We start from the raw sequence: 22738 nt of genomic DNA, 5'->3' as shown, positions 1-22738 counted from the left end.
CGCATAAAACGGAACTCTTTCTGTTTATGAAGTGAAAAAACGAAGCAGCACTGTCGCGCAAATAACTGTGCCTGCACCGCCGAGACGGGTTGAAATTTGGGCAAACGGCATAAGGCCCATTCTTCCTGATGCCGATAAAATGGCAACATCACCCGTTCCGCCGAGGCCGCTGTGGCAGCAGGTAACGATTGCGGATTCAACCGGATACATGTTCATCAGCTTGCCTACGAAATATCCAGAACCAACCATCGCGATAACAACTGAAATACAGATGATGACAAACGGAATAGAAATCACAGACGCTACGTCATCCAACGGAATAAAGAGGATGCCGAGACCGACCATCAGCGGCCATGTAAAGCTTGAAGAAATAAACTTATAAAGCTGGTAAGCGCCTTCTTCCATTTTTTTCGGAAGAATATTCGCATACTTGACAGCCGCAGCTGAAATAATCATTAAGATCGCGCCCGGGATGAAGATGAATTTCTCCAATAACCCGCCAAAAATAAAGAATGTACACGCGAGCAGAACTCCCGCTCCCATTAGCTTAAAATCAATTTTTGCTTCGGCTTCTTTTTGATTGAAAATCTCATTTGCTTTTTTAGATTTTACGAGACGTCCGTTCCCATTTAGATCTGGACGCTTATCGCCAAGCTTTTTCATTAAGGCTGCACATATGATAGCAAAAACGTTTCCTATAATTGCGGCTGGCACCAGCTGAGACACAAATACATCAGCCGATGAGCCCAGTATTTGTGAATAGGCGATTGAAAGCGGCAAAATTCCTTCACCTATTCCCCCGGCAATAATCGGGACAACAACAAAGAAAAAGGAATCATAGGCACTATAGCCAAAAATAAATCCGACAAGGATGCCGGCTGCAACGGCCGCGATCGTTCCTGCAACCAGTGGAACGAACATTCTGATAAACCCCTGTATTAAAACAATTCTGTTCATACCGAGGATACTTCCCACAACAAGGCAAGCGATATAGAAATAAAGGAAGTTAGACGTTTTCATCAAGTTGGTTACAGCGTCTAAAGATGTTGAATTCAGTACATTGTAAAAGACTAAAAATGAAGGAACAAACAAAGATAAAATAGCAGGGCCGCCAATATCCTTCAATATCGGTATGCGTTGGCCTATGTCTCCGAGAAACACACCAAGAATCATAATGATGGCAAACCCGCCAAGCATATTTGCCGGCAGCTCATTGTAATAGGCTGCAAGAATAATAATAACAGCTAATACTGTGTATAAAGGCAGAGGAATCACACCGATTTCCCAAGACCAGATTTTTTGAAACAGGTTTTTCCCCTGTGAGTCTTTTTGCTCAGGTGAAATTGTCCCCGTTTTTGGAATTGCTCCCATGTCATACACCCCCATGTATTGTTTGTTACAGTCTACAAGAAAGCGTTAACACTTCATATTTTTTTAAGTTAAAAAACTAATAAACAATTAAATTAAGGGGGTCTTTTGGATTAGAAAAAAATCCCTGAGAATCGTCTTCCCAGGGGAAAATGTTTTATCTTTTTCCTTTAATATAGGGCACGCCATTGGCTTTTGGCGCATCTGCCCGCCCGATAAAGCCGGTTAAAGCGAGAATCGTTAAGACATAAGGAGCCATCAGCATATACACATTTGGTATGTCTTTAAAAAGAGGGAGCAGCGATCCAATGATGCTTAAGCTTTGGGCGAATCCGAAAAACAGGGCGGCCCCCAGTGCTCCGATCGGATGCCATTTTCCGAATACAAGCGCTGCCAGGGCGATAAAGCCTTGCCCGGAGATGGTAGAGTGCGTGAAATCAAGCGCAATTGTGGAGGCATATACGCCGCCGCCGAGACCGCCGAACAATCCGCTGATCATCACGCCGATGTAGCGCATTTTATATACGTTGATTCCCATCGTATCGGCCGCCATCGGATGCTCTCCGACAGAACGGATACGAAGGCCGAACGGCGTTTTGAACAAGATAAACCAGGAAATAAAAGCAAGTGCTATTGCAAGAATAGACGTATAATAGACATCCGAAAAGAAGATCTTTCCCAAGACGGGAATATCGCCCAAACCGGGGATTTTCGTCTTATAAAAAGGCTCTGGAATTTTGTCTGTCTGCGCTTTGCCGTAGATCAGTTTGACGATAAATAAAGTTGCCCCAAGCGCCAGCATGTTAATGGCGACACCGCTGACTGTCTGGTCGGCGCGAAACGAAATCGCCGCTGCCGCGTGAATCAGTGAAAACAGGGCGCCTGCTGCCATGGCGGCAAGGAGCGAAAGCCAAGGTGCGGCGGCACCTAATTCCGGACCAAAAAATAAATTAAATAACACGCTGGTGAACGCCCCGATAATCATGAGGCCTTCTAGGCCGATATTCACAACACCTGATCTCTCGGAAAACACGCCGCCGAGAGCAGTTAAAATAAGCGGGGCCGCATAGACGAGTGTGGCAGGGACAATGATAGATAAAATCTGCACAATGTCCACTTAGTTCCCCCCCTTTTTCTTCAATTTGCCCATGACGAAACGAATCGCATAGCTTGAAGCCACAAACAGAATAATAATGGCAATCACAATATCAACGACCTCTGATGGAACGCCTGATTCAATCGGCATATTTAATGCGCCGATTTTCAGCCCGCCAAGCAGGCATGCCGCCAGTACAACGCCGACGGCTGTGTTTCCCCCGAGAAGAGCGACAGCGATACCGTCAAAGCCTACGCCGGTAAATGCGCCTTTCACTGCTGCGTATTCGAATGTCCCTAGGCCCTCCATGGCTCCGGCAAGGCCTGCAAAAGCGCCGGAGATAAGCATGGAGGTCATGATATTCTTCCGCACGCTCATGCCGGCATACTGGGAAGCGTGCTGGTTAAACCCGACCGCCCGGAGCTCAAATCCCTTTGTAGTTTTGTTGATGATAAACCACATGATAACTGCTGCGAGAAGGGCAACGATGATTCCCAAATGCAGCCGTGAGTAATCGGTGATCTGTTCAAGAAAAGGAGAGCGGAGGGAGGCGGATTCGTGAATTTTCCCCGTCTTGTCCTGATGATCTGTCAAGACGTTTGAAATGATGTAATTGGTCATGTGCAGCGCGATATAATTCATCATAATGGTGACAATGACTTCATGAACGAAAAATCGCGCTTTCAAAATACCGGGAATAAACCCCCATAATCCTCCTGCAGCTGCTGCTGTAATCAATGCGAGCGGCAAGTGAATATATGCCGGTCCGTCAAACGCCGTACCGACCCAAACCGCTGCTGTCCAGCCGACGAGCAGCTGGCCCTCGACGCCGATATTAAAGAGTCCGGTTCGGAATGCAAAGGCGACAGCCAATCCGGATAAAATATAAGGCGTAATTTGCCGGATGGTTTCTCCGACATAATAGATCTCTCCGAATATCCCATTCCACAAAGCCGAATATCCGCTGGCCACACTGTAGCCGCTCACAAGCATAATCAACGCGCCGGCCGCAAGACCAAGTATGATTGCGATGAGCGGCACGAGTAAATGAGAGAGTCGTTTAACCATTTGCTTTCCCCGCTTCCTTTTGCGTGCTTCCTGCCATCAAGAGACCAAGCTCCTGTTCAGTGGTTTCCTGCGGATTAACGCTGGCGATAATGCGTCCTTCAAAAATAACGGCGATTCTGTCACTGAGATTCATAATTTCTTCAAGCTCAAACGAGAGGAGAAGAACGGCTTTCCCGGCATCACGCTGCTCAATGAGCTTTTTATGGACAAATTCAATCGCTCCGACATCAAGGCCGCGAGTCGGCTGGGCGGCAATTAATAAATCAGGATTTCGGTCTATTTCCCGCCCGATAATCGCTTTTTGCTGGTTTCCGCCTGACAATGCCCGAGCGTGTGTATATTCATCCGGCGTTCTGACATCGTACTCAGTGATCAGGCTGCGTGCTTTTTTGTACATTTCGCCTTTATGTAAAACGCCCAATGCTGAATACGGCTTTTTGTAATAGCTTTGCAGCAGGATATTCTCTCCGATTGGAAAATCAAGGACGAGACCGTGTTTATGGCGATCCTGAGGGATATGGCCGATCCCGGATTCAGTGATTTTTCTTGGCGTCAGGTTTTGGATCTGTTTTCCGTTTAAGGTGATTGTTCCTGAATCTGTTTTGCGGAGTCCTGTCACCGCTTCGATCAGCTCAGATTGCCCGTTTCCGTCGACGCCTGCTATGCCGACTATTTCTCCCGCTTTGACTGAAAGAGACAAATCTCTGACTGTCTCTATTCCGCGGGTATCCTTTACAGTTATGCCGTCAATCGCAAGCACTTCCGCTCCCGGCTGAGCAGCTCTCTTTTCGGTTTTGAACGATACCTCACGGCCGACCATTAGACTGGCGAGTTCGTCTTGGTTTGTATCACGGACATCAAGGGTTTTGATGCCTTTTCCTTTACGGATAACCGTAACGCGGTCACAAATCTCCATAATCTCTTTCAGCTTATGGGTGATTAAGATGATGGACTTCCCTTCTTTGACCAGGTTCTTCATAATTTGCATCAGTTCCTTAATTTCATGAGGCGTCAAAACAGCCGTCGGTTCATCAAAAATCAGAATGTCGGCACCGCGGTAGAGGGTTTTTAATATTTCCGCGCGCTGCTGCATACCGACTGATATGTCAGCTGCTTTTGCTTCAGGATGGATCTGCAGGCCGTATCGATCGGAAATGTCCTGCACCTCTTGGCCAGCACGCTTCCGGTCAATTCTGCAAAACTTCTTTGGCTCCTTCCCGAGAATAATATTTTCAGCAACTGTAAAGGTGTCAACAAGCATAAAGTGCTGGTGCACCATTCCAATTCCAAGGTCATTCGCTTTGTTCGGGCTGTTGATGTGCACCTTCTCGCCGCGCACCCGAATCTCACCCCGCTCCGGCTGATACAGCCCGAAAAGGACATTCATCAATGTTGATTTCCCCGCTCCGTTTTCACCGAGCAACGCGTGTATTTCGCCTTTTTTGACTTGAAGATTGATATTGTCATTGGCGACGATACCTGGAAACGCCTTGCGGATATTGAGCATTTCAATGACATATTCCATTGATTGACCGCTCCTTTATTTCAAAATAAAAGAAAAACAAGGGATAAGGGCTCGACCTCCTTATCCCTGCGATTCTTATTTAGCTTTAAAGGTTTTCAGCTCTTTCTCAGTTGCCGGGACTTCCAATCCGTCGATGATTTTTTTCTTCCATTTATCGACCGCTTTGATCACATCATCCGATAGATTTTGTTTAGATGGAGAAATGCCGACTCCGTCTTGATCAAGCCCGTAGGTAAGTGTTTCGCCGCCCGGGAACTTTCCGTCACTCGCTTTTTTCGTTACATCTTCAACGACTGTATCTACTTTTTTCACCATGGAAGTGAGGGTGACGTTATCATCTGTTCCTTCTACCTGGCCTTCTGCGTATTGGTCTTTATCGACACCGATGACCCAGACATCGCGTTTTGGATCTTCTTTCTTCAGGTTTTTCGCTTCAGTAAAGACGCCTGTGCCAGTGGCGCCCGCAGAGTGATAAATAACATCTACGCCTGATTTATACATGCTTTCGGCGGTTGCTTTGCCGACATCGGCTTTATCGAAACCCCCTGCGTATTTCACTTCTACAACGGCTTTAGGGTTAACTGCTTGCACGCCGGCACGGAAGCCGACCTCGAATTTTTTGATTAACTCTGATTCCATGCCGCCTACAAAGCCGATTTTTCCTGATTTGCTTGATAGGGCTGCGGCCACTCCGACGAGAAATGAGCCTTCCTGCTCTTTAAACGTAATACTTGCGACGTTGTCTTTATCGACAACAGCATCTATAATCGCAAAGTTTGTATTTTTGCGCTGGTCAGCAATTTCGCTGATTGAATCCTCCATTAAGTAGCCGACGCCGTAAATTAAGTCAAAATTCTCACGCGCCAATTTATTTAAGTTCGTTGTATAGTCTGCATCTGATTTGGATTGAAGATAGTCGTAACCGTTTTTGCCTTTTTTCAGCCCATTCTCTTTCCCAAAGGCTTGGATGCCTTCCCAGGCTGATTGGTTGAAGGATTTGTCATCCACTCCGCCTACGTCAGTAACCATCGCCACACTGAATTTGTTTTTGCCTTCGCCGGAGCCGCTGCTTTTTTCGCTGTTTCCGCATGCTCCTAATATGGTGCCTGCTGCGATCACAAGTGACATCGCCAATCCGATTTTTCGTTTATTCAAGATATAACCCCCCAGAAAAATTTGGTTCAAAGCTGATCCGGCCAGTCATATGATGGGCTGTCCTGAACAATTTCTTAGAATCGATAAAATTTTCTGATAATAACAAATGGAATGCGCTGAGACAGTTCTATTCTTCCCTGAATAAGCGTGGTGTGAGTATTTCCTTCGAAAGGTGGGGAAGAGAAGGATGCGGAAGGCGTTCCGGGCGGAAAACCGTGACATCGTTTTCTGAAGTAAGACTTATGACTTAGTTTTTCGGGATCAACTTACCAATCATAATTTATCATTTAACTAATAAGAAATAAATAGAATTTCGCATAATTTTTTAAAAAGTATCTATTTTTAGAATTGTTTGCTTAAAAATGTTGAAAGGCCTTTTGTTATTCTTGTATAACTTATCAACAATAGAATCAAGCATCTTGGCAAGAGATATGACAGAAAAAATGCACTGCTCAAAGCAAGCAGTGCGTTTTCTTATAGATATTGCTTTATTCCGTTAAGGTTACTGTTGTTGACGTTGTACTGAAACACAGGTCTTCCGATCGTTCCGTACGCCATTTCTACATTCAGAACCTGTATATCTTCAAGAAACTTTAAGTATTTTCGTATGGATACTTGAGAGATTTCAGTGTGCTTTGCCAAGTCTTCTGTCGTAAAAGATTCATTTTCAAATGACTGGATACTGGACCAGATCAGCTTCAGCGTGCTTTTTGTCAGGCCTTTAGGAAGCTGCACTTTTTCTGTTGCTTCTTTCTTTTGAAAAAGCTCGGCGTCCAGTTCTTTTTGGCTCATGTTGCGATGGGTTGAATACACCTTTTGTTTTCGTCTGTAATCAGACAGAGCCGTTTGGAATCGTTCAAATTCAAACGGTTTGATTAAATAATCAACAGCTCCGTACCGAAGTGTTTTCTTGATCACGTCAAGCTCGCTGGCCGCTGAGATGACAATCACGTCAACCGCTTCATTTTGGGCTCTCAATTCCGTCAGCAGTTCCAGCCCGTTTTTTCCCGGCATATAAATATCAAGCAAAATGAGGTCGATATGATGCTCGCCTAAAATATGCAGAGCGCTTTGAAAGGAAGAAGCGATGCCTTTCAGCTGAAAGCCATCTATTTGGCTTAAGTATCGTTTATTTAATTCACCCACCATGGGGTCATCTTCAACTATTAGTACATTAATCATGATTTTCCTCCTTCGGTTCGTACGGGATGCGAATACTGAATGTCGTTCCTTCATTCTTTTCGCTTGTGAGGATCATTTGGCCTTTTAAATTTTCGATGCTTTGCTGTGTGAAATAAAGGCCGAATCCCCGGTTTTTGCCCTTTGTTGAATAGCCTTGTTCAAATACTTTGGCTTGGTCTTCTTCAGACATGCCTGCTCCAGTATCGGTAATTTCAATATCAAGTATGCTGTTATGGAAGCGCATGGACATGGTGATTTGTTTTTTCGGCATATCGGCAACAGCGTCTAAGCCATTGTTGATGAGATTTCCGATGATTGTAATAAGTTCATGGATGACAGAAGGGTCTGCCGCGTTCGGGATGACACCGTTGCATTCAATATCAAGATTTGCGCCCTGCTCACGTATAAAGCTTTGCTTTCCAAGCAGAAAACCGGCCAGTACGGAGCTTTTGACATCATTTATAATTTCACTTGTTTCTGATTTTTGCTGTATGGCTATATCTTTAATATAATCTCCAAGATCATCATACTCTTTCAGCTGGACGAGACCTAATATCACATGCAGTTTGTTCATAAATTCATGAGACTGCGCTCTCAGTGCGTTTGCATACATTTTAACACCGGAAAGCTGTTCAGCTAAATGTTTTACCTCGGTCTTGTCGCGGAATGTTGCAATCGCTCCGACAGTTTGTCCTTTCAGCTGGATAGGAACTTCATTAAACACAAGCTCCAGCCCGTTAATGCGGACGTCTCTGTCTTGAAGAGGTTTTTTTGTCTCAATGACCTTTTTCAAGCGGCTTTTCGGCAAGATGTCATCTACATCCTGATCAATGGGATTTGTGTTGATGCCCATTTTGACGAATAGACGCTTTGCTTCCGCGTTGGCAAGTTTAATTTTGCCATGTTCATCGACAGCGAGTATTCCTTCCTTCGTCGATTCCAGCATCGCGCTCCGTTCTTCAAGCAGAGTCGCAATTTCATAAGGTTCAAGTCCGTACATGATATTTTTCACCGTACGGGCGACGATAACAGCTCCGATCACACCGACGAAGATGCTGACGCAAATAATAAAGTAAAGCGGCCGTAAGCTATGGCTGATCACTTCATCAATTTCATTTACGGTGATGCCGACCGCGACTGCACCGACCTGTTTTCCATTCCCTGCGTAGACAGGGACGAACGCTCTCTGCGATTTCCCGAGCGTGCCAGAGGCTGTGCTGATATGGACATGCCCTTTTAATACCTCGGACTCATCACCGCCCCTGAATTTTTTCCCGATTTTGCTCGGGTCAGGATGAGTTTTGCGGATACCGTTCATATCCATGACGACAACAAATTCCGTGCCGGTGATTTTCTGAACCCGCTTTGTGTAGCTCTGCAGTTCCTTTTGTTTTTTTCCGTTTTCTAAAGCAGCGGCTGTCATCGGCGCCTCAGCTACCATTTCAGCAGTCTGCAGCGCAGTGGCCTTTTCCTGATCTCTAATTCGTTTAGTGGTTTGGGCACCGACTGTAAAAAACGTAATGAGCAATGCGATTAATACAACGATACAAACAAATATGGTGAGTCTGGTTTGCAGTTTTAATGTTTTTTTCATATAAAACTTCCTTACGTTTTATGATTCCTGCGTACTACTTTACTCTCAAAATGCTGCTTTGTGAAGATTTGGGACCGTAATTCGTAAAAAGGAGAAAAAATGGAATAATTTATCTTGTCAATGTGTTTTAAGTCCTCCATAATAAATGAGGTAGATTATAGAAAGGGACTTTTTTATATGAAAAATACTTATTTGACAGGATATTTTCCGCTGATTGCGATCCTGCTTTTTAGTTCGTCCTTATCCATCTCAACTTCACTTTATGCGTTGAAGATGCTGTCTTCATTTGGAATGTATGATGGAATGCTCGATTATTTTTCAGAGAAAGGAATCAGGCTTGCGTTATTTGCTGCCTTTGCACTTTTATATTTTATGGTTCTGTCCGCTCTGAAATTGATTGCAAATACCGTGACCGAGCTGTCATTGCTGTTTTTTGCTAATGATCCGGAAGGGAACAACCTGAAAAAACTCAGAATGGGTTCCATGATTTATTTGGGCGGCGGGATTTTATCCTTTGTGCTCTTGCAAAATGTCATTTGGATTGTGATCTGGTTTGCGGTTGTCACGCTCGCTTACTTTGTGTTTACCGTATACCGGATTTATTCGACGCTTTCTCTCATGTCATTAGTCGGGTTCATTCTATTGGAACTGCTGTTTTGGTTTACCTTTGTTATCGGTATTCTGTTCATATTTATCAAGCTTTATAATAGCATAATGGCTAGCTTACCTGTGTAAGCTAGCCATTTCAGCGTTTGGTGGTCAGATTTGCGCTTCGTGCTCTATACGCAATAAAACGGCGGCTACATTCTCTGGTTTATGCCGTTTCACATCCAATGCTCGCTCTTCATCGACTTCAAAAGTTTTCAATCATGCTGAAAAGATGACAAAATCCTAAAACGAAGCCGTTTTAGGATTTTGTCAACAATCTGTGATGGCTAGCTTCCTAGCCATTTTTTATTTACGGTAAAAATCTTTTTTTAATAGAAGGGGAGGGGAGCATACATTCATTTTTTTTGCCAAACCACTTATAGCGGTTGTTGGCAATGAAAGAATAGACCATATCTCTGACAGGCTTCGGCACTGCGAAAAACAGGACGAAGAGCCGCCATGGGCCTCGCAGATGCCTGAAAACCTTAATGGCTGCAGTTGACTTTGTGTGCACTTGGCCGTCTTCAATAAAGACAAAGCTGTCAAACTGATCAGTCGGGAGCCCGCTTTTTTTCAGCAGGCTCTGCCCTGTTTCCGACTGCAGCGATGTGAAAGAAATCAATCCGTCCGGATCACGTTTAATGATAAATTGCACGGCGCCATTGCATAAATTGCAGACACCGTCAAACAGCAAAACGCGATTTGGAATTTGTTCTGAAGTCACCCCATATCCCCTCCGATCCTTTAATAAGCCGCTTGCAGCGTTCCTTTCCAGATGGAAAGCTGAGGGCTGATGCTGTGAAGATATTCAACGCTGGTCGGTGTATCCTTTCCGACCCAGACACCCATTGTATACGTATCAGTCAGGCCGACAAACCACATATCGTGATAATCATTTGATGTTCCGGTTTTACCGCCGATGTAAGGCGCATTGAAATATGCTTTTTTCCCTGTTCCGCTTTTCACAACGGAAGACATCAGTTTTTTCAGCTGCATGTTCGTGCGGACGCTGAATATTTGAGTCGCTTTATCATTCCATTTATAAAGCGTTTTTCCTTTAAGGTCTGTCACCTTTGTAATCGCATGGCTCGGCGTATAGCTTCCGCTGTTGCCGAATGTCGTATAAGCCTTTGTCATCTCAAGAGGCGTCATGCCGTTTGTAAATCCGCCAAGCGCCGCCGGAAGAAGATAGTCGCTGTCGACAAGTTTGGCAAAATGATACGGCTCAATATAACTGAATGCCTTTTGGATGCCGACGCGGTCGAGCATTCTAATAGCTGGGGTATTATATGAATTTTTAAACGCCGTATCAAGCGTCACTGTGCCGTAAGTGCGGTTATTGTAGTTTTGCGGACAGTAGTCTTTGCTGCAAAACTTGCTGGCATCAATGGTGCTGCTTGTTGTCGCGCCGGTTTGTTCAATATAAGGGCCGTAATCAAGAAGCGGCTTAATGGATGAACCCGGCTGCCTGTACGCCTGGTAGGCGCGGTTAAAGTCATATTTTTGATAGTTTTTCCCACCGGATAGAGCGATGATTTGATGCGTCTGGTGATTAATCACAGCCGCTCCGCCCTGTACGTCCGCATATGGGAGCTTGGAATTCATTTGTGCCACAACTTGATTTTGCATGTACGGATCAAGCGCAGTATAAATTTTCACGCCGTCTTTCATCAGCGTGCTGACTCTTGCGGACAGCTCGTTCTCGATCTTTTCTTTTTGTTTTCCTGATGCTTTTTGAAGGCGTTTATCAAAGCCTTCTGATTCAGACACCAGCTGAGTGAATTCATCATTGACGTAGGAAACGTAGTCAGGATATTTGTCTTCTCTTTTTTCAACATCCAGTTTGATTTTTTGTTTTACGGCTTTTTTCAGCTCTTTGTCCGTAATGACCCCGGCATCTTTTAGCCCTTTAAGCAAACGTTCTTGACGGCTTTTCGTGTAGTCAAAATGCTTGAGAGGATCATATAATGTAGGGTTATTAGGTATAGCACAGATAAAAGCCATTTCTCCCACTGTGAGAGATTTCAGCGGTTTGCTGAAATAGAATTGAGCTGCTGAACCGACGCCGTAAACACCGTTGTTGAAATAAATGGTATTTAAGTAAGCTTCAAGAATTTCATTTTTCGTATATTTTTTCTCCAGCTGATAGGAATACGCGAGCTCTGTCAGCTTGCGGCTGAAGGAGCGTTCGTGGCTCAAATACAAGTTTCTTGAAAGCTGCTGTGTGATGGTGCTGGCACCCTGGTCAATTTTCTTGTCTTTTACGTTAGAAGCAGTAGCCCGCACCATTCCCATAAAGTCAAAGCCTTTATGCTCGTAAAAATGGCGGTCCTCAGATGTTAAGAAAATCTGTTTGACTTCCTCGGGAATCTTGTTAAATGGAACGAGCACACGGTTTTCGTGGTCGCTAACGATTTCCGAGACAAGGGAGCCGTCCCTGTCATACATGTAGCTGTTCTGAACAAGGCTGATATCTTTCAGATCAATATTTTTATCAAGCACCTGATCCAGGGACTTCATTTGTTTTACTTCTTTTCCGGAAGCGATAACTGTAAATGCAAACAATGGGATTATGCAAAGGAGCAAAATCCATCCGATTATTTTTCGTAACATGGTCACTCTCTTTTCTCCTAAATTCTAGCCATATCGTACCATTCTTTTGAGATTACGAGAAGGTTAAATTTAGAAGATTCCTCAGTTTTTTCTCGGAATCAGCTTGCTTTGGCATAAGAATCTTTCCGAAGTTTCTGCATGATCCAAAGCATGCAGGCGCCGGCGAAAAAGAGAAACGCCGTGACGTAAAAGGTGGCCGAAATGGTAAAATGGCTCGATATGATTCCGCCGAGCAGAGGCCCAAGCACGTTTCCTAAAAAGCGAAAGCTGACATTGTAGCCGAGAACTTCACCTTGAATGCTGCCGGGAGCCTGAACGCGGATCGCTGCCGTAATGCATGGCAGCAAACCGCCCATCGCCATTCCGAATAAAAATCTGAAAACAAGGAGCACGCTGAGTGAGGACGCGAGCGCCTGCGGAATAAAAAAGAAAGAGGCGGCGAGCAAAAGTCCGATTAAAATGCGGCGATGGCCGTAGCGGTCGCCCAGATCACCCCATTTTCTAGCCAGCAGCAAACTTCCGAGCCCCGTTGCTGAAAATGCCATGCCGGAGAAAAAGGCAAGATTGACAGGTCCGTGCAGCTCATTTACATATAAAGCGAGCAGAGGCTGGATACTGAAATTGCCTGTTTGAATCAGCATGGTTAACAGCATCATGACCCACAGTGCGGGCTGGTGAAAAATATAGGAGAGCACTTCTTTTCTCGAGTAAGACGTACGTTTGGCTGTTTTCTCTGCAAGAGGCTTTTCTTTGACACCAAATAACACGAGAAGAACAGACGAGAAAATCACAAAGGATGTGATAAAAAAGGTATACGTAAAGCCGAAACGATCAGCAAGCATGCCTCCCAAAAGCGGGCCGAACAAGCTTCCGGACACTTGCCCCATTTGCAGCGTGCCAAGTGTTTTGCCGGCTGAGCTCTTCGGAGTCTGTGCCGAAATCATCGCAAGAGAAGTCGGGATGAATCCGGTTACAAGACCCATTGCCATACGCAGAAAAAACAATTGGTACACCGATGTAACAAAGCCCATGAAGAAAATGCTGAGGGCAATGCCCGTTCCGGTTGCCATAAGGATTTTCTTGTATCCGCGTTTGTCTCCGAACCGTCCCCAAAACGGGGATACCAAAAACGCCATGAGAAATGTAATGCCGAACACATAGCCGCTCCACCTTTGCACAAAGCCGTTTGAAAAAGAGCTGAGCGTCTCAATGTATAAGGAGAGAAAAGGAACGATCATCGTTGTGCTAGCGGAGACAAAAAAGTTCGCCAGCCACACAATGACAAAGTTTTTCTTACGGATAGAAATAACATCACCTTCTTATTATTTCGGGTTCCTTACTAATTATAAAGAAACGATTCACAATTTAAAAGAAACGAAGCGGCTGGGAAAATTCATTATTTTTAGAAAATGAAGAAATGTCGAGAAGGGGAATTGATATACTATAAAGATAGCATTTTCTGATCGGAGGAAAGGCAGGTGTAAAAAGGTGACGACAAACAGCTTACTCATTATTGATTTCGAATTTACAATGCCTGATGGAAAGTACAGTCCTCAAAACTTCTTCCCGGAAATCATTGAAGCCGGAATTGTAAAGTCGATTGATGATGAAGTGGTTGAGACGTTTTCTAGCTATGTTAGACCGAAAAAGTTCCCGAAGCTTACGAAACGCTGCAAATCATTTTTAAAAATAACCCAAAAACAGGTAGACGAAGGAATGAGATTCGAGGATTTCATCCGTAAACTAAACGAGCTGGATCCTGAGAAAAACAGCACAATTATTACGTGGGGAAACATGGATATGAAAGTGCTGAAGCAAAACTGTATGTTTAACCATATCCCTTTCCCGTTTAAGGGAGAAATGAGAGATTTATCGCTTGAATACAAAAACTTTTTTGGAGACCGGACATTGACGGGTTTATGGAAAGCTGCCGAAGAGTATGGAGATTCCGGAACCGGCACCCATCATAAAGCGCTTGATGATGCTCTCACAGCATATAAACTTTTTAAGCTTGTTGAGCAGGATAAGCAGTATCTCGAAAAGCCGAAACCGCCCACAATCGGCGAAAGAATCGATTTAACCGAACTGTTCAAGCGCGCGACGTGAAAAACCCAATCTTTTGTCAGACTGGGTTATGGCCGGTTAAAATATTCTTTTTCTAAAATGTCCAGATTATGAAGGGAGCGCTTTGCCCACTCCGAACCATCCTCATTCAATTTGGCTCTCAGCTGTACTGTCGCCTCCCGCAGAGATTCGGTATAATCCGGCACTTCACCGTCATAAGGCTTCACCATATGGTGGGGGATATTGGTCTGTTCACCATATGCGAGCGCTTTTCTCTCATGAAAAAATGGCACATCCGCCTGTTTTGGATGATGAAGGTCTCCTTGAGAGGGATGGGTAAGAACCGCTTTCACTTTCACTAAATAGTGCTGCGGCCTGCAAGCCGTGATTTCTCCTATGTATACACCTGTTTTGTAAAATCCTTTAACGATAGAGCCTGTCTCAAACGTGCTCATCTGTCATCACCTCGCATTCATTCTATTAAAGTTCCAATCGATTTGCTAGTGAGGAAGATCAGCGGGAAGCTTAATGGTCACCGTAGTGCCTTTTTGGAAGCTGCTGTTAAATGAAATGGTCCCGTGATGATGTTCAATAATGGAAAAGGTTACGGTGAGGCCGAGTCCCGTTCCGTTCGTTTTTAAGGAATAATAAGGTTCGCCGAGTTTTTGCATTTGATGGTCTGTCATCCCGACCCCATTGTCTGTGATGTTAATCATGATCGTATGGCCGTTTCTTTTGGCTGATATGTGGATCACACCCTTCCCGTGAGGAACCGCTTCAATACTGTTTTTCATCAGGTTGATGACAGCCTGCTTCAGCTTTGTTGCGTCTCCGTATATCAAAAGGTCCGGTTCTGTTTCAGCCTCGACGGTTACTGACTTGTAATTGGCGTACGACACCATAAGGGAGCTTGTCTCTTTGATAAGGGCTGATAGGTCAAAAACCTCTTTTTCGTATAATTGCTGTTTGGCCATATCGAGATAGTTTGTAATAATGCCTTGCGCCCGGTCAAGCTCTGACAGTACAAGCTTTTTGTAATCTGCACTCGACTTGTTTTGTAGGGTTTCATCATTAAAAAGCAGCTGGACAAACCCGCGGACAACTGTCAGCGGATTCCTGACCTCATGGGCGACGCTCGCTGCCAGTTCACTCACAATCGTCATTTTTTCAGAATGGATAAGCTGTGAGCGCAGGGCGATATTTTCGGCGATGCTTTCGATAATATAGATGCTTAATAGAAGAACAATGGAGCGGAAAAGCCCTGAGACTGCCGCCTCGCAAACGAAAATTCCTGATTTTTGAAAATTTAAAATATTCAAGGCGGAAAGGATCCAGCTTGAGGCGAAAAATAGGAAAATCTCCACGCAGCTGATCAATAAAGACAGCAGCAGTTTTTTCGCTTTGGACATGAATGGCCATTTTTTCTGAAATAAGATTGGGATAATGATAAGAAAAGGCAGCAAAGTGAAAACAAACATTGCGGAAGGTTCGTAAAAAAGCAGTTCAAAACATAGGACAGATGCGGCGACTGTAAGTCCGGAAGCGGTACTAATGTAAAATAAACAAATGATAACGGGAATCATCTGAAGGCCGTATTGTATGTAGTCCATTTCATGAATCGGGAAAATAATGCATAAAACGGAGGCGCCGCAGGCGAAGAGCGTGACCAAACCGCTGTTTATTTTTGGCACAAGAATCGCAGGTTTTCCAAGCCAAAACACTTGGTAAAGAAGAATAGGAAACAAAATAAAGCAGATGTGCAGAAGATAGTCTTTTAGAATTTCCATTCGTGTGAAATCCTTTCGTATAAAATATGAATCTATTATAACACTAAATATTAGAAGTAAAATATAAAATTCCTTTATTAAGAACGCCTTTACAAGTGAAGACGTAAAGGCGTTTACAGCTATATTTACGATAATGCGGCTTTGATGCGGCGCAGACCGTCCTGCAGGGTTGCAAGAGAGCATCCCGCGTTCAGGCGCATAAATCCTTCTCCGCCAGGCCCGTATTTCGTCCCGGGCTCTAAAATAACTTTTCCTTTTTTTAGCATTCTTTGCTGAAGCTCTGCATCGGACAAGCCGTAAGCGCTGAAGTCGAGCCAAATCAAGTATGATGCATCCGGCTTCATCATTTTGACCTTTGGCAGCTCGGTGCTCAAAAAGGCTTCCGCTTCGTTCATGTTTTTCTCAATGTAAGTGATCAATTCATCAAGCCACGGTCCGCCTTTTGAATACGCGGCTTCGATTGCAGTGACGGCAAACGCGTTCAGTCCGCCTAAACCATTTCGCTGAAGGCTTGCGGAAAACTTGGCGCGCTTCAGGCGATCCGGAATAATGATCGCTGAAGCCTGCAATCCGGCGATATTAAATGTTTTGCTTGGAGCAGCACATGTCACGGAAATATCAGCGAAATCGTCAGAGAGCGAAGCGAACGGCGTGTGTTTATGTCCGTACAGCATTAAATCGGAATGGATTTCATCCGATACAACTGTGACGCCATGCTCAAGGCACAATTCGCCTAGCTTCAGTAAATCTTCCCGGCCCCATGAACGCCCAGAAGGGTTATGAGGATTGCATAAAATAAACAATGTAACGCTTGGGTCACGAAGCTTCGTCTCCAAATCTTCAAAATCCATTGCATATGCGCCGTCTTTTTCTAGCAGCGGATTATGTAAAATGTGCCGGCCGTTTTTCTCCACCATATGGTAAAAAGGCGTATAAACTGGAGGCTGAACAACTACTTGATCGCCAGGCTCCGTAAAAGCTTGTACCGCCATGCTCAAAGCTGTTACAACGCCGGGGCTGAATGTGATGCTTTCCGGATTTACCTTCCAGCCGTGCCTGTTTTGCATCCATCCGCACACAGCATCCTTCGTTTTTTGATCTGGAGTTGTATAACCAAAAATACCGTGGTCAAGACGCTCTTTTAACGCTTCAGTTATCGCTTCCGGGGCGCGAAAATCCATATCTGCCACCCACATCGGGAGGGCGTCTGTCACGCCAAATAATTCGCCTGTTTTGTCCCATTTGACCGATTGGGTGCCAAGGCGTTCTTCTCGTTTATCAAAGTTCATTCTGTTACCCCCTCATGTATGTTTATTCTTCTAAGCTTCACTATGATAAGATAGAACTGCAAATTTTATTATAAGCGGTGATGAATATGGAAGAAAGTCAAGCGGTCAGGGAAATGATTAAGATTATTGCCAAATGGGACCCGTTTAAATATGGAGAAGAGTTTTACGAAACGGAGGCTGTTGATGTCGTGCAGGCAGTCTATGATGAAAACGATCCCGACTTGCTGGCGAAAAGCATTCAGCAAATATTTGAAACTTCTTTTGAACAAACGCTGCCGATCGCCAGCTGCCGGGAAGTGGCAGGTCAGCTTTTATTCATTAAAAACAGCAGCTCCTGCACGCCTTAAAAAACCGGTTCAGCACCGGTTTTTTTAATTGATAAAATGAGCAATGTGTTCAGAAACAAGTTCAGGCCGTTCTTCAGGCACCAGATGTCCGGTCTGGCCAAGTGAGTACAGCACGGAATTAGGCAAATCTGCGTGTAGCCGTTTACCGATCTCCATTGGGACAATTCGATCCTCCTCGCCCCAAATCAATAGAGCAGGCTTGTTCATTTTCTTCAATTGCTCGGGTTCTAAATCTCCTTCTCTGTGGCGGATAAACCTTGTCATGGCTTTGAAAATCTGCTCGTCCTGAAACGGTCTGCCATAGCCGTCAATCATCTCCTCATCAATCAGCGATTTGTCATGCACCACATTTAATAAATTTTTCATCACGCCTTCTTTCGAGAGCCAGCGTTTGATGTAAAGATGAAAATACGGGATATGGGTCCCGAAAATAATCGTCGGGTGTGAACGTTTTAAATACCCTGAACTGCAAAGCAGCACAACCTTTGAAAAAAGCTCAGGTTTTTGGAGAGCAGCAGACAGCGATATCTGCCCGCCCATAGAATGCCCGACAAGCACAGCCTGTTTCACTTGCAAGTGCTCCAAAATCCCAATGACAAGCTTAGCAAGGTTTTGATAGGTATAGATAAACGTTCTTGATTTTTCAGATTGGCCGAAAGGAGGCAAATCAAGCGCGATGATGTCGTACTTGTCCCGAAGGAGAGGAATTACTTTTCTGAAGCTGAATGCAGATGATAAAAAACCGTGTACGCAGACCAGCGTTTGCCTGCCGGGATTTTGATAATGTTCGTAGTATACATTGACTCCATCGACCGTAAACCGCCTTATTGGTGAAACCGCCTCCATTCTGTGTCACTCCCTTTTTTTGATGGTTGTATTATGCCCTGAAATTGTCAATTCTAGCGGAAGTTTCTCCTCGTTTTTTCTTAGCATTCGTCAAAAAACGTGATATAATGTCATGAGATTTCTTGACATTGCAAAGGTGTGAATCAAATGAAATTGACAGAAAAAGAAACAGAAATATTAGAAATTTTAGACGAAAACAGCCGCGCCGATTTAGAAACAATCGCAAAGATGGCGGGCATCCCTGTAAATGAAGTGAAAACAATTATTGACAAACTGGAGAAAGAAAAGGTTATTATCGATTATTCCGCTATGATTGACTGGCGAAAAGTCGACGGACATGAGGGCGTTACGGCCATGATTGACGTCAAAGTAACGCCGAAGCGGGGCGTCGGTTTTGATGAAGTGGCGGAACGGATTTACCGATTCCAAGAGGTTGAATCAGTTTACCTGATGTCAGGCGTATACGATTTGTCTGTCGTGATTCGCGGCAATTCGATGTCTGACGTAGCGCGTTTTGTTTCGGATAAACTCTCAACGCTTGATTCAGTTGTATCTACGACAACCCATTTTATCCTGAAAAAATACAAGCATGACGGCAAAGTGTTTGAAACAGGAGACGACGACAAAAGAATCGTGGTGTCACCGTAAATGACTTCGTATTTATCAGACTATGTACAACAAATAAAGCCATCCGGCATCCGCAAATTCTTTGATTTGGCGGCAACGATGGAAGGCGTCATTTCTTTAGGCGTCGGCGAGCCTGATTTTGTTACCGCGTGGAATGTCCGCGAAGCAAGCATTCTCTCTCTTGAACAAGGATATACGTCATACACGGCCAATGCGGGTTTATACTCATTGCGGGAGGAAATCAGCCGTTATTTGAGCAACAGGTTTGATCTTAGCTACTCGCCAGATAATGAGCTGATTGTGACAGTGGGGGCAAGTCAGGCTTTGGATATTGCGATCCGCGCCATTGTGAATCCAGGTGAGGAAGTCATCATTCCTGAGCCGTGTTTTGTGGCGTACGATGCGCTTGTTTCTTTGGCAGGCGGTATCCCGGTTCACGTTCATACAACGGCAGACAAAGGATTTAAAGCAACGGCTGCTGATTTTGAAGCGGCAGTCACTGAAAAAACAAAGGCCATTCTCATCTGCTCACCATCGAATCCGACAGGTTCGGTTTATTCGAAGGAAGAGCTGAATGAGATTGCTGAGTTTGCCAAAAAACATGATGTCATCGTCTTAGCCGACGAGATCTACGCGGAGCTGACATATGATGAGGAATTTACAAGTATAGCGGCATTACCGGGAATGAAGGAACGGACGGTAGTCATCTCAGGCTTTTCAAAAGCATTTGCAATGACGGGCTGGAGGCTCGGTTTTGCCGCGGCACCATCCTTGCTTCGGGATGCCATGCTTAAAATTCATCAGTATGCGATGATGTGCGCGCCTGCAATGGCGCAGTTTGCCGCCCTTGAAGGCCTGAAGAACGGCATGGAAGACGTAGAAAAAATGAAAAAAAGCTATCGAAGAAGACGGAATCTGTTTGTAGAATCGCTCAATGAAATCGGTCTCAGCTGTCATCATCCGGGCGGCGCTTTCTATGCTTTTCCATCTATTAAAAGCACGGGAATGAGTTCAGAACAGTTTGCCGAGGAGCTACTGACGCAGGAAAAAGTGGCCGTTGTTCCTGGAAGTGTGTTTGGTCCGAGCGGTGAGGGATATATCCGTTGTTCATACGCAACCTCGATTGAACAGCTTCAAGAAGCGTTAGTCAGAATAAAACGCTTCCTGCACAAAACAACATAAAAAAAGATACGAACCTTTTGTTCGCATCCAATAAAAGGGGGGAATACTAGAAAGCCTTTGGTATTTTCAGTTTACCCCCTTTTTGCTGTGCATAAACCTGATTTTTTATAAAAAAGTTTTCTTTGCGGAAATAAGACATGTGTGATATAATTTTAAATTGCGTATAAACAGATATTTAATTTAACTTAGGAGTTGTTATGAATGGCAGCAAAATTTGAAGTGGGCAGTGTTTACACTGGTAAAGTTACAGGATTACAAGCGTATGGTGCGTTTGTTGCATTAGATGAAGAAACTCAAGGTTTAGTACACATTTCTGAAGTGACTCACGGTTTCGTAAAAGATATCAACGAGCACCTTTCAGTTGGCGACGAAGTACAAGTAAAAGTACTTGCTGTTGATGAAGAAAAAGGCAAAATCAGCCTTTCAATTCGTGCGACACAAGCTGCGCCTGAGAAAAAAGAAAGCAAACCAAGAAAACCTAAAGCTGCTCAAGTAAGCGAAGAAGCTTCTACACCACAAGGTTTCAACACATTAAAAGATAAGCTTGAAGAGTGGATCGAAATGTCCAACCGCAAAGACCTTATCAAAAAATAAGCATGAAAAAAGCACCGGACAGGAATGTTCGGTGCTTTTGATTTCATGCAAAATCCTATTTCAGCGTGATTGATATCCTATCGCATTTCAGGATTTGCTGCTTCTTCACGTGATCTTTCCTCGTTTGGCTTAAATAGCAGACCGAGGTTGATTAAGCCGGCGATTCCGACAAGTCCGTAAATGATTCGGGAAAGAGCTGACCCTTGGCCGCCGAAGATAGCCGCTACTAAGTCAAATTGGAAAAATCCGATCAGTCCCCAGTTAATGGCGCCAATGATGGTTAATACAAGACAAATTCTTTGAATGGTACTCATGTTTTGCAACCTCCTCCATGAATTATTAAAACAGTTATAGATTGTGACATATTGGAGAATCTATACATGCATTCTCCATATGAGGGAAGCTGGCCTGCCCTCGCTTATATCAGCTTCTTTCCCAGCATCTTGCAAAATAAAACCATCTGGTATGCTGATCGGTGAGAGCTGATTGCTTTACATGTGGTGAGGACATTCTGCATAATAAAAAATCTAAGGAGGAGATGTCATGCAAAACTTTACATACTGGAATCCGACCAAATTAATTTTCGGGCGCGGCGAAGTGGAAAGACTTCCGGAGGAACTCAAACCTTACGGAAAAAACGTATTGCTTGTGTACGGAGGCGGCAGCATTAAACGCAGCGGCCTGTATGATCAAGTGATTGAACAGCTGAATAAAGCCGGAGCGACCGTGCACGAATTAGCAGGTGTGGAACCGAATCCTCGTGTGTCGACTGTTAATAAAGGTGTTGCCATCTGTAAAGAACAAAACATTGATTTCTTGCTGGCTGTCGGAGGCGGTAGCGTAATCGACTGTACAAAAGCGATTGCCGCAGGAGCGAAGTATGATGGTGATGCGTGGGATATCGTTACGAAAAAGCATCAGCCAAAAGATGCTTTGCCATTCGGAACGGTATTGACTCTCGCTGCAACTGGTTCAGAAATGAACTCAGGATCTGTTATTACAAACTGGGAAACAAAAGAAAAATACGGCTGGGGCAGCCCGCTCGTATTCCCTAAATTTTCGATTCTTGATCCGGTGAATACATTCACCGTACCTAAAAACCACACGATCTACGGGATGGTTGACATGATGAGCCACGTATTCGAACAATACTTCCATCATGTATCAAACACGCCGTATCAGGACCGCATGTGTGAATCACTTTTGCGTACAGTCATTGAAACAGCGCCTAAGCTGATCAATGATCTCGAAAATTACGAATTGCGTGAGACGATCCTGTACACAGGAACAATCGCATTAAACGGCATGCTTTCTATGGGGGCAAGAGGGGATTGGGCTACTCATAATATTGAACATGCAGTATCAGCCGTTTATGATATTCCGCATGCCGGCGGACTGGCGATTCTGTTCCCGAATTGGATGAGACACACATTGTCTGAAAACCCTGCCCGCATGAAACAGCTTGCAGTTCGCGTGTTTGATGTTGAAGAAGCAGGTAAAACGGATGAAGAAATTGCCCTTGAAGGTATCGATAAGCTGTCCGCATTCTGGACAAGTCTTGGCGCTCCGAACCGTCTTGCTGATTATGATATTAATGATGAGCAGCTTGACACAATCGCTGACAAGGCAATGGCTAACGGTACATTCGGCCAATTTAAATCACTCAACAAAGAAGATGTGCTGTCAATTTTGAAAGCATCACTATAAAAAAAGGGGAAATAGCCGTTTGGCTACTTCCCTTTTTCTTTTTTGT

General features: G+C 44.4%; 23 protein-coding genes. 8 read left to right on the top strand and 15 right to left on the bottom strand.

The genetic code is table 11. The features are described from left to right. Positions 1–24: 24 nt before the first annotated feature. From maeN to maeL, 7 genes are all read right to left on the bottom strand, one after another. Positions 25–1371 carry a sodium/malate symporter MaeN gene (maeN, locus tag M1D65_RS15595; RefSeq protein WP_153529876.1) on the bottom strand — a complete coding sequence of 449 codons (1347 nt, stop codon included), beginning with the start codon at positions 1369–1371 and terminating at the stop codon, positions 25–27. 154 nt (positions 1372–1525) lie between these two features. After that, entirely contained in the window at positions 1526–2485 is a 960-nt protein-coding gene (nupQ, locus tag M1D65_RS15590) for a guanosine ABC transporter permease NupQ (protein WP_014480697.1), read from the bottom strand. Next, complete coding sequence (gene nupP / locus M1D65_RS15585) at positions 2486–3532, bottom strand: guanosine ABC transporter permease NupP (RefSeq protein ID WP_153529874.1); 1047 nt, start codon at positions 3530–3532, stop codon at positions 2486–2488. Next, positions 3525–5057: a guanosine ABC transporter ATP-binding protein NupO gene (gene nupO, locus M1D65_RS15580; RefSeq protein ID WP_456270615.1), complete on the bottom strand. Its 1533-nt coding sequence runs from the start codon at positions 5055–5057 to the stop codon at positions 3525–3527. The genes nupP and nupO overlap by 8 nt, the downstream gene beginning before the upstream one ends. A 75-nt stretch (positions 5058–5132) precedes the next feature. Beyond that, entirely contained in the window at positions 5133–6212 is a 1080-nt protein-coding gene (gene nupN / locus M1D65_RS15575; protein ID WP_021480490.1) for a guanosine ABC transporter substrate-binding protein NupN, read from the bottom strand. Positions 6213–6686: 474 nt separating this feature from the next. Further along, a complete protein-coding gene (maeM, locus tag M1D65_RS15570; RefSeq protein WP_014477821.1) occupies positions 6687–7394 on the bottom strand; it encodes a two-component system response regulator MaeM in 708 nt (235 codons plus the stop codon). Next, positions 7387–8988, bottom strand: coding sequence for a two-component system sensor histidine kinase MaeL (gene maeL / locus M1D65_RS15565; protein WP_032726788.1), 1602 nt, complete (start codon positions 8986–8988; stop codon positions 7387–7389). The genes maeM and maeL overlap by 8 nt, the downstream gene beginning before the upstream one ends. 177 nt (positions 8989–9165) lie before the next feature. Between maeL and M1D65_RS15560 the strand changes: the two genes are divergently transcribed. Continuing rightward, entirely contained in the window at positions 9166–9723 is a 558-nt protein-coding gene (locus M1D65_RS15560) for a YufK family protein (protein WP_003228837.1), read from the top strand. 223 nt (positions 9724–9946) lie between these two features. Here M1D65_RS15560 and M1D65_RS15555 read toward each other — a convergent pair whose 3' ends face one another. From M1D65_RS15555 to M1D65_RS15545, 3 genes are all read right to left on the bottom strand, one after another. After that, a complete protein-coding gene (locus tag M1D65_RS15555; protein WP_014477819.1) occupies positions 9947–10360 on the bottom strand; it encodes a thiol-disulfide oxidoreductase DCC family protein in 414 nt (137 codons plus the stop codon). Between the two features lie 20 nt (positions 10361–10380). Then, a complete protein-coding gene (locus M1D65_RS15550) occupies positions 10381–12255 on the bottom strand; it encodes a transglycosylase domain-containing protein (protein WP_010886602.1) in 1875 nt (624 codons plus the stop codon). 92 nt (positions 12256–12347) lie between these two features. Continuing rightward, entirely contained in the window at positions 12348–13556 is a 1209-nt protein-coding gene (locus M1D65_RS15545; protein ID WP_220562392.1) for a multidrug efflux MFS transporter, read from the bottom strand. Here M1D65_RS15545 and M1D65_RS15540 point away from each other — a divergent pair. Continuing rightward, a complete protein-coding gene (locus M1D65_RS15540) occupies positions 13459–13662 on the top strand; it encodes a hypothetical protein (protein ID WP_003243502.1) in 204 nt (67 codons plus the stop codon). The two genes, M1D65_RS15545 and M1D65_RS15540, sit on opposite strands and share 98 nt — an antisense overlap. 75 nt (positions 13663–13737) lie before the next feature. Next, positions 13738–14355, top strand: a complete 618-nt coding sequence (gene kapD / locus M1D65_RS15535; protein ID WP_014480688.1) for a 3'-5' exonuclease KapD — start codon at positions 13738–13740, stop codon at positions 14353–14355. A 26-nt stretch (positions 14356–14381) separates the two neighbouring features. On the opposite strand, the gene kapB is transcribed toward kapD, so the two are convergent. The 3 genes from kapB to patB form a co-directional block, all read right to left on the bottom strand. Further along, a complete protein-coding gene (gene kapB / locus M1D65_RS15530; RefSeq protein WP_141949152.1) occupies positions 14382–14768 on the bottom strand; it encodes a kinase-associated lipoprotein KapB in 387 nt (128 codons plus the stop codon). A gap of 45 nt (positions 14769–14813) precedes the next feature. Beyond that, the gene (gene kinB / locus M1D65_RS15525; protein WP_456270614.1) at positions 14814–16100 is read right to left on the bottom strand and encodes a sporulation sensor histidine kinase KinB; all 1287 of its coding nucleotides are present in this window, start codon (positions 16098–16100) and stop codon (positions 14814–14816) included. 125 nt (positions 16101–16225) lie between these two features. Next, positions 16226–17389, bottom strand: coding sequence for a cystathionine beta-lyase PatB (gene patB / locus M1D65_RS15520; protein WP_072173681.1), 1164 nt, complete (start codon positions 17387–17389; stop codon positions 16226–16228). An 86-nt stretch (positions 17390–17475) separates the two neighbouring features. On the opposite strand from patB, the gene M1D65_RS15515 reads away from it, so the two are divergent. Beyond that, positions 17476–17736, top strand: a complete 261-nt coding sequence (locus M1D65_RS15515) for a YugE family protein (RefSeq protein WP_032726785.1) — start codon at positions 17476–17478, stop codon at positions 17734–17736. Between the two features lie 24 nt (positions 17737–17760). Here M1D65_RS15515 and M1D65_RS15510 read toward each other — a convergent pair whose 3' ends face one another. Beyond that, entirely contained in the window at positions 17761–18582 is an 822-nt protein-coding gene (locus tag M1D65_RS15510; protein WP_032726784.1) for an alpha/beta fold hydrolase, read from the bottom strand. Positions 18583–18729: 147 nt separating this feature from the next. Between M1D65_RS15510 and M1D65_RS15505 the strand changes: the two genes are divergently transcribed. From M1D65_RS15505 to yugI, 3 genes are all read left to right on the top strand, one after another. Next, the gene (locus M1D65_RS15505; RefSeq protein ID WP_009968070.1) at positions 18730–19230 is read left to right on the top strand and encodes an Lrp/AsnC family transcriptional regulator; all 501 of its coding nucleotides are present in this window, start codon (positions 18730–18732) and stop codon (positions 19228–19230) included. Beyond that, a complete protein-coding gene (locus M1D65_RS15500) occupies positions 19231–20391 on the top strand; it encodes an aminotransferase (protein WP_116315929.1) in 1161 nt (386 codons plus the stop codon). It abuts the gene before it with no gap. A gap of 201 nt (positions 20392–20592) precedes the next feature. Next, the gene (gene yugI, locus M1D65_RS15495; RefSeq protein WP_003228864.1) at positions 20593–20985 is read left to right on the top strand and encodes a S1 domain-containing post-transcriptional regulator GSP13; all 393 of its coding nucleotides are present in this window, start codon (positions 20593–20595) and stop codon (positions 20983–20985) included. A gap of 77 nt (positions 20986–21062) precedes the next feature. On the opposite strand, the gene M1D65_RS15490 is transcribed toward yugI, so the two are convergent. Continuing rightward, entirely contained in the window at positions 21063–21299 is a 237-nt protein-coding gene (locus M1D65_RS15490; RefSeq protein ID WP_003220771.1) for a DUF378 domain-containing protein, read from the bottom strand. 229 nt (positions 21300–21528) lie between these two features. Between M1D65_RS15490 and M1D65_RS15485 the strand changes: the two genes are divergently transcribed. Continuing rightward, positions 21529–22692: an iron-containing alcohol dehydrogenase gene (locus tag M1D65_RS15485; protein WP_003228869.1), complete on the top strand. Its 1164-nt coding sequence runs from the start codon at positions 21529–21531 to the stop codon at positions 22690–22692. Positions 22693–22738: the final 46 nt, after the last annotated feature.

Source organism: Bacillus sp. JZ39 (genome assembly GCF_053903145.1).
This window is presented reverse-complemented; position numbering and strand designations above follow the sequence as displayed.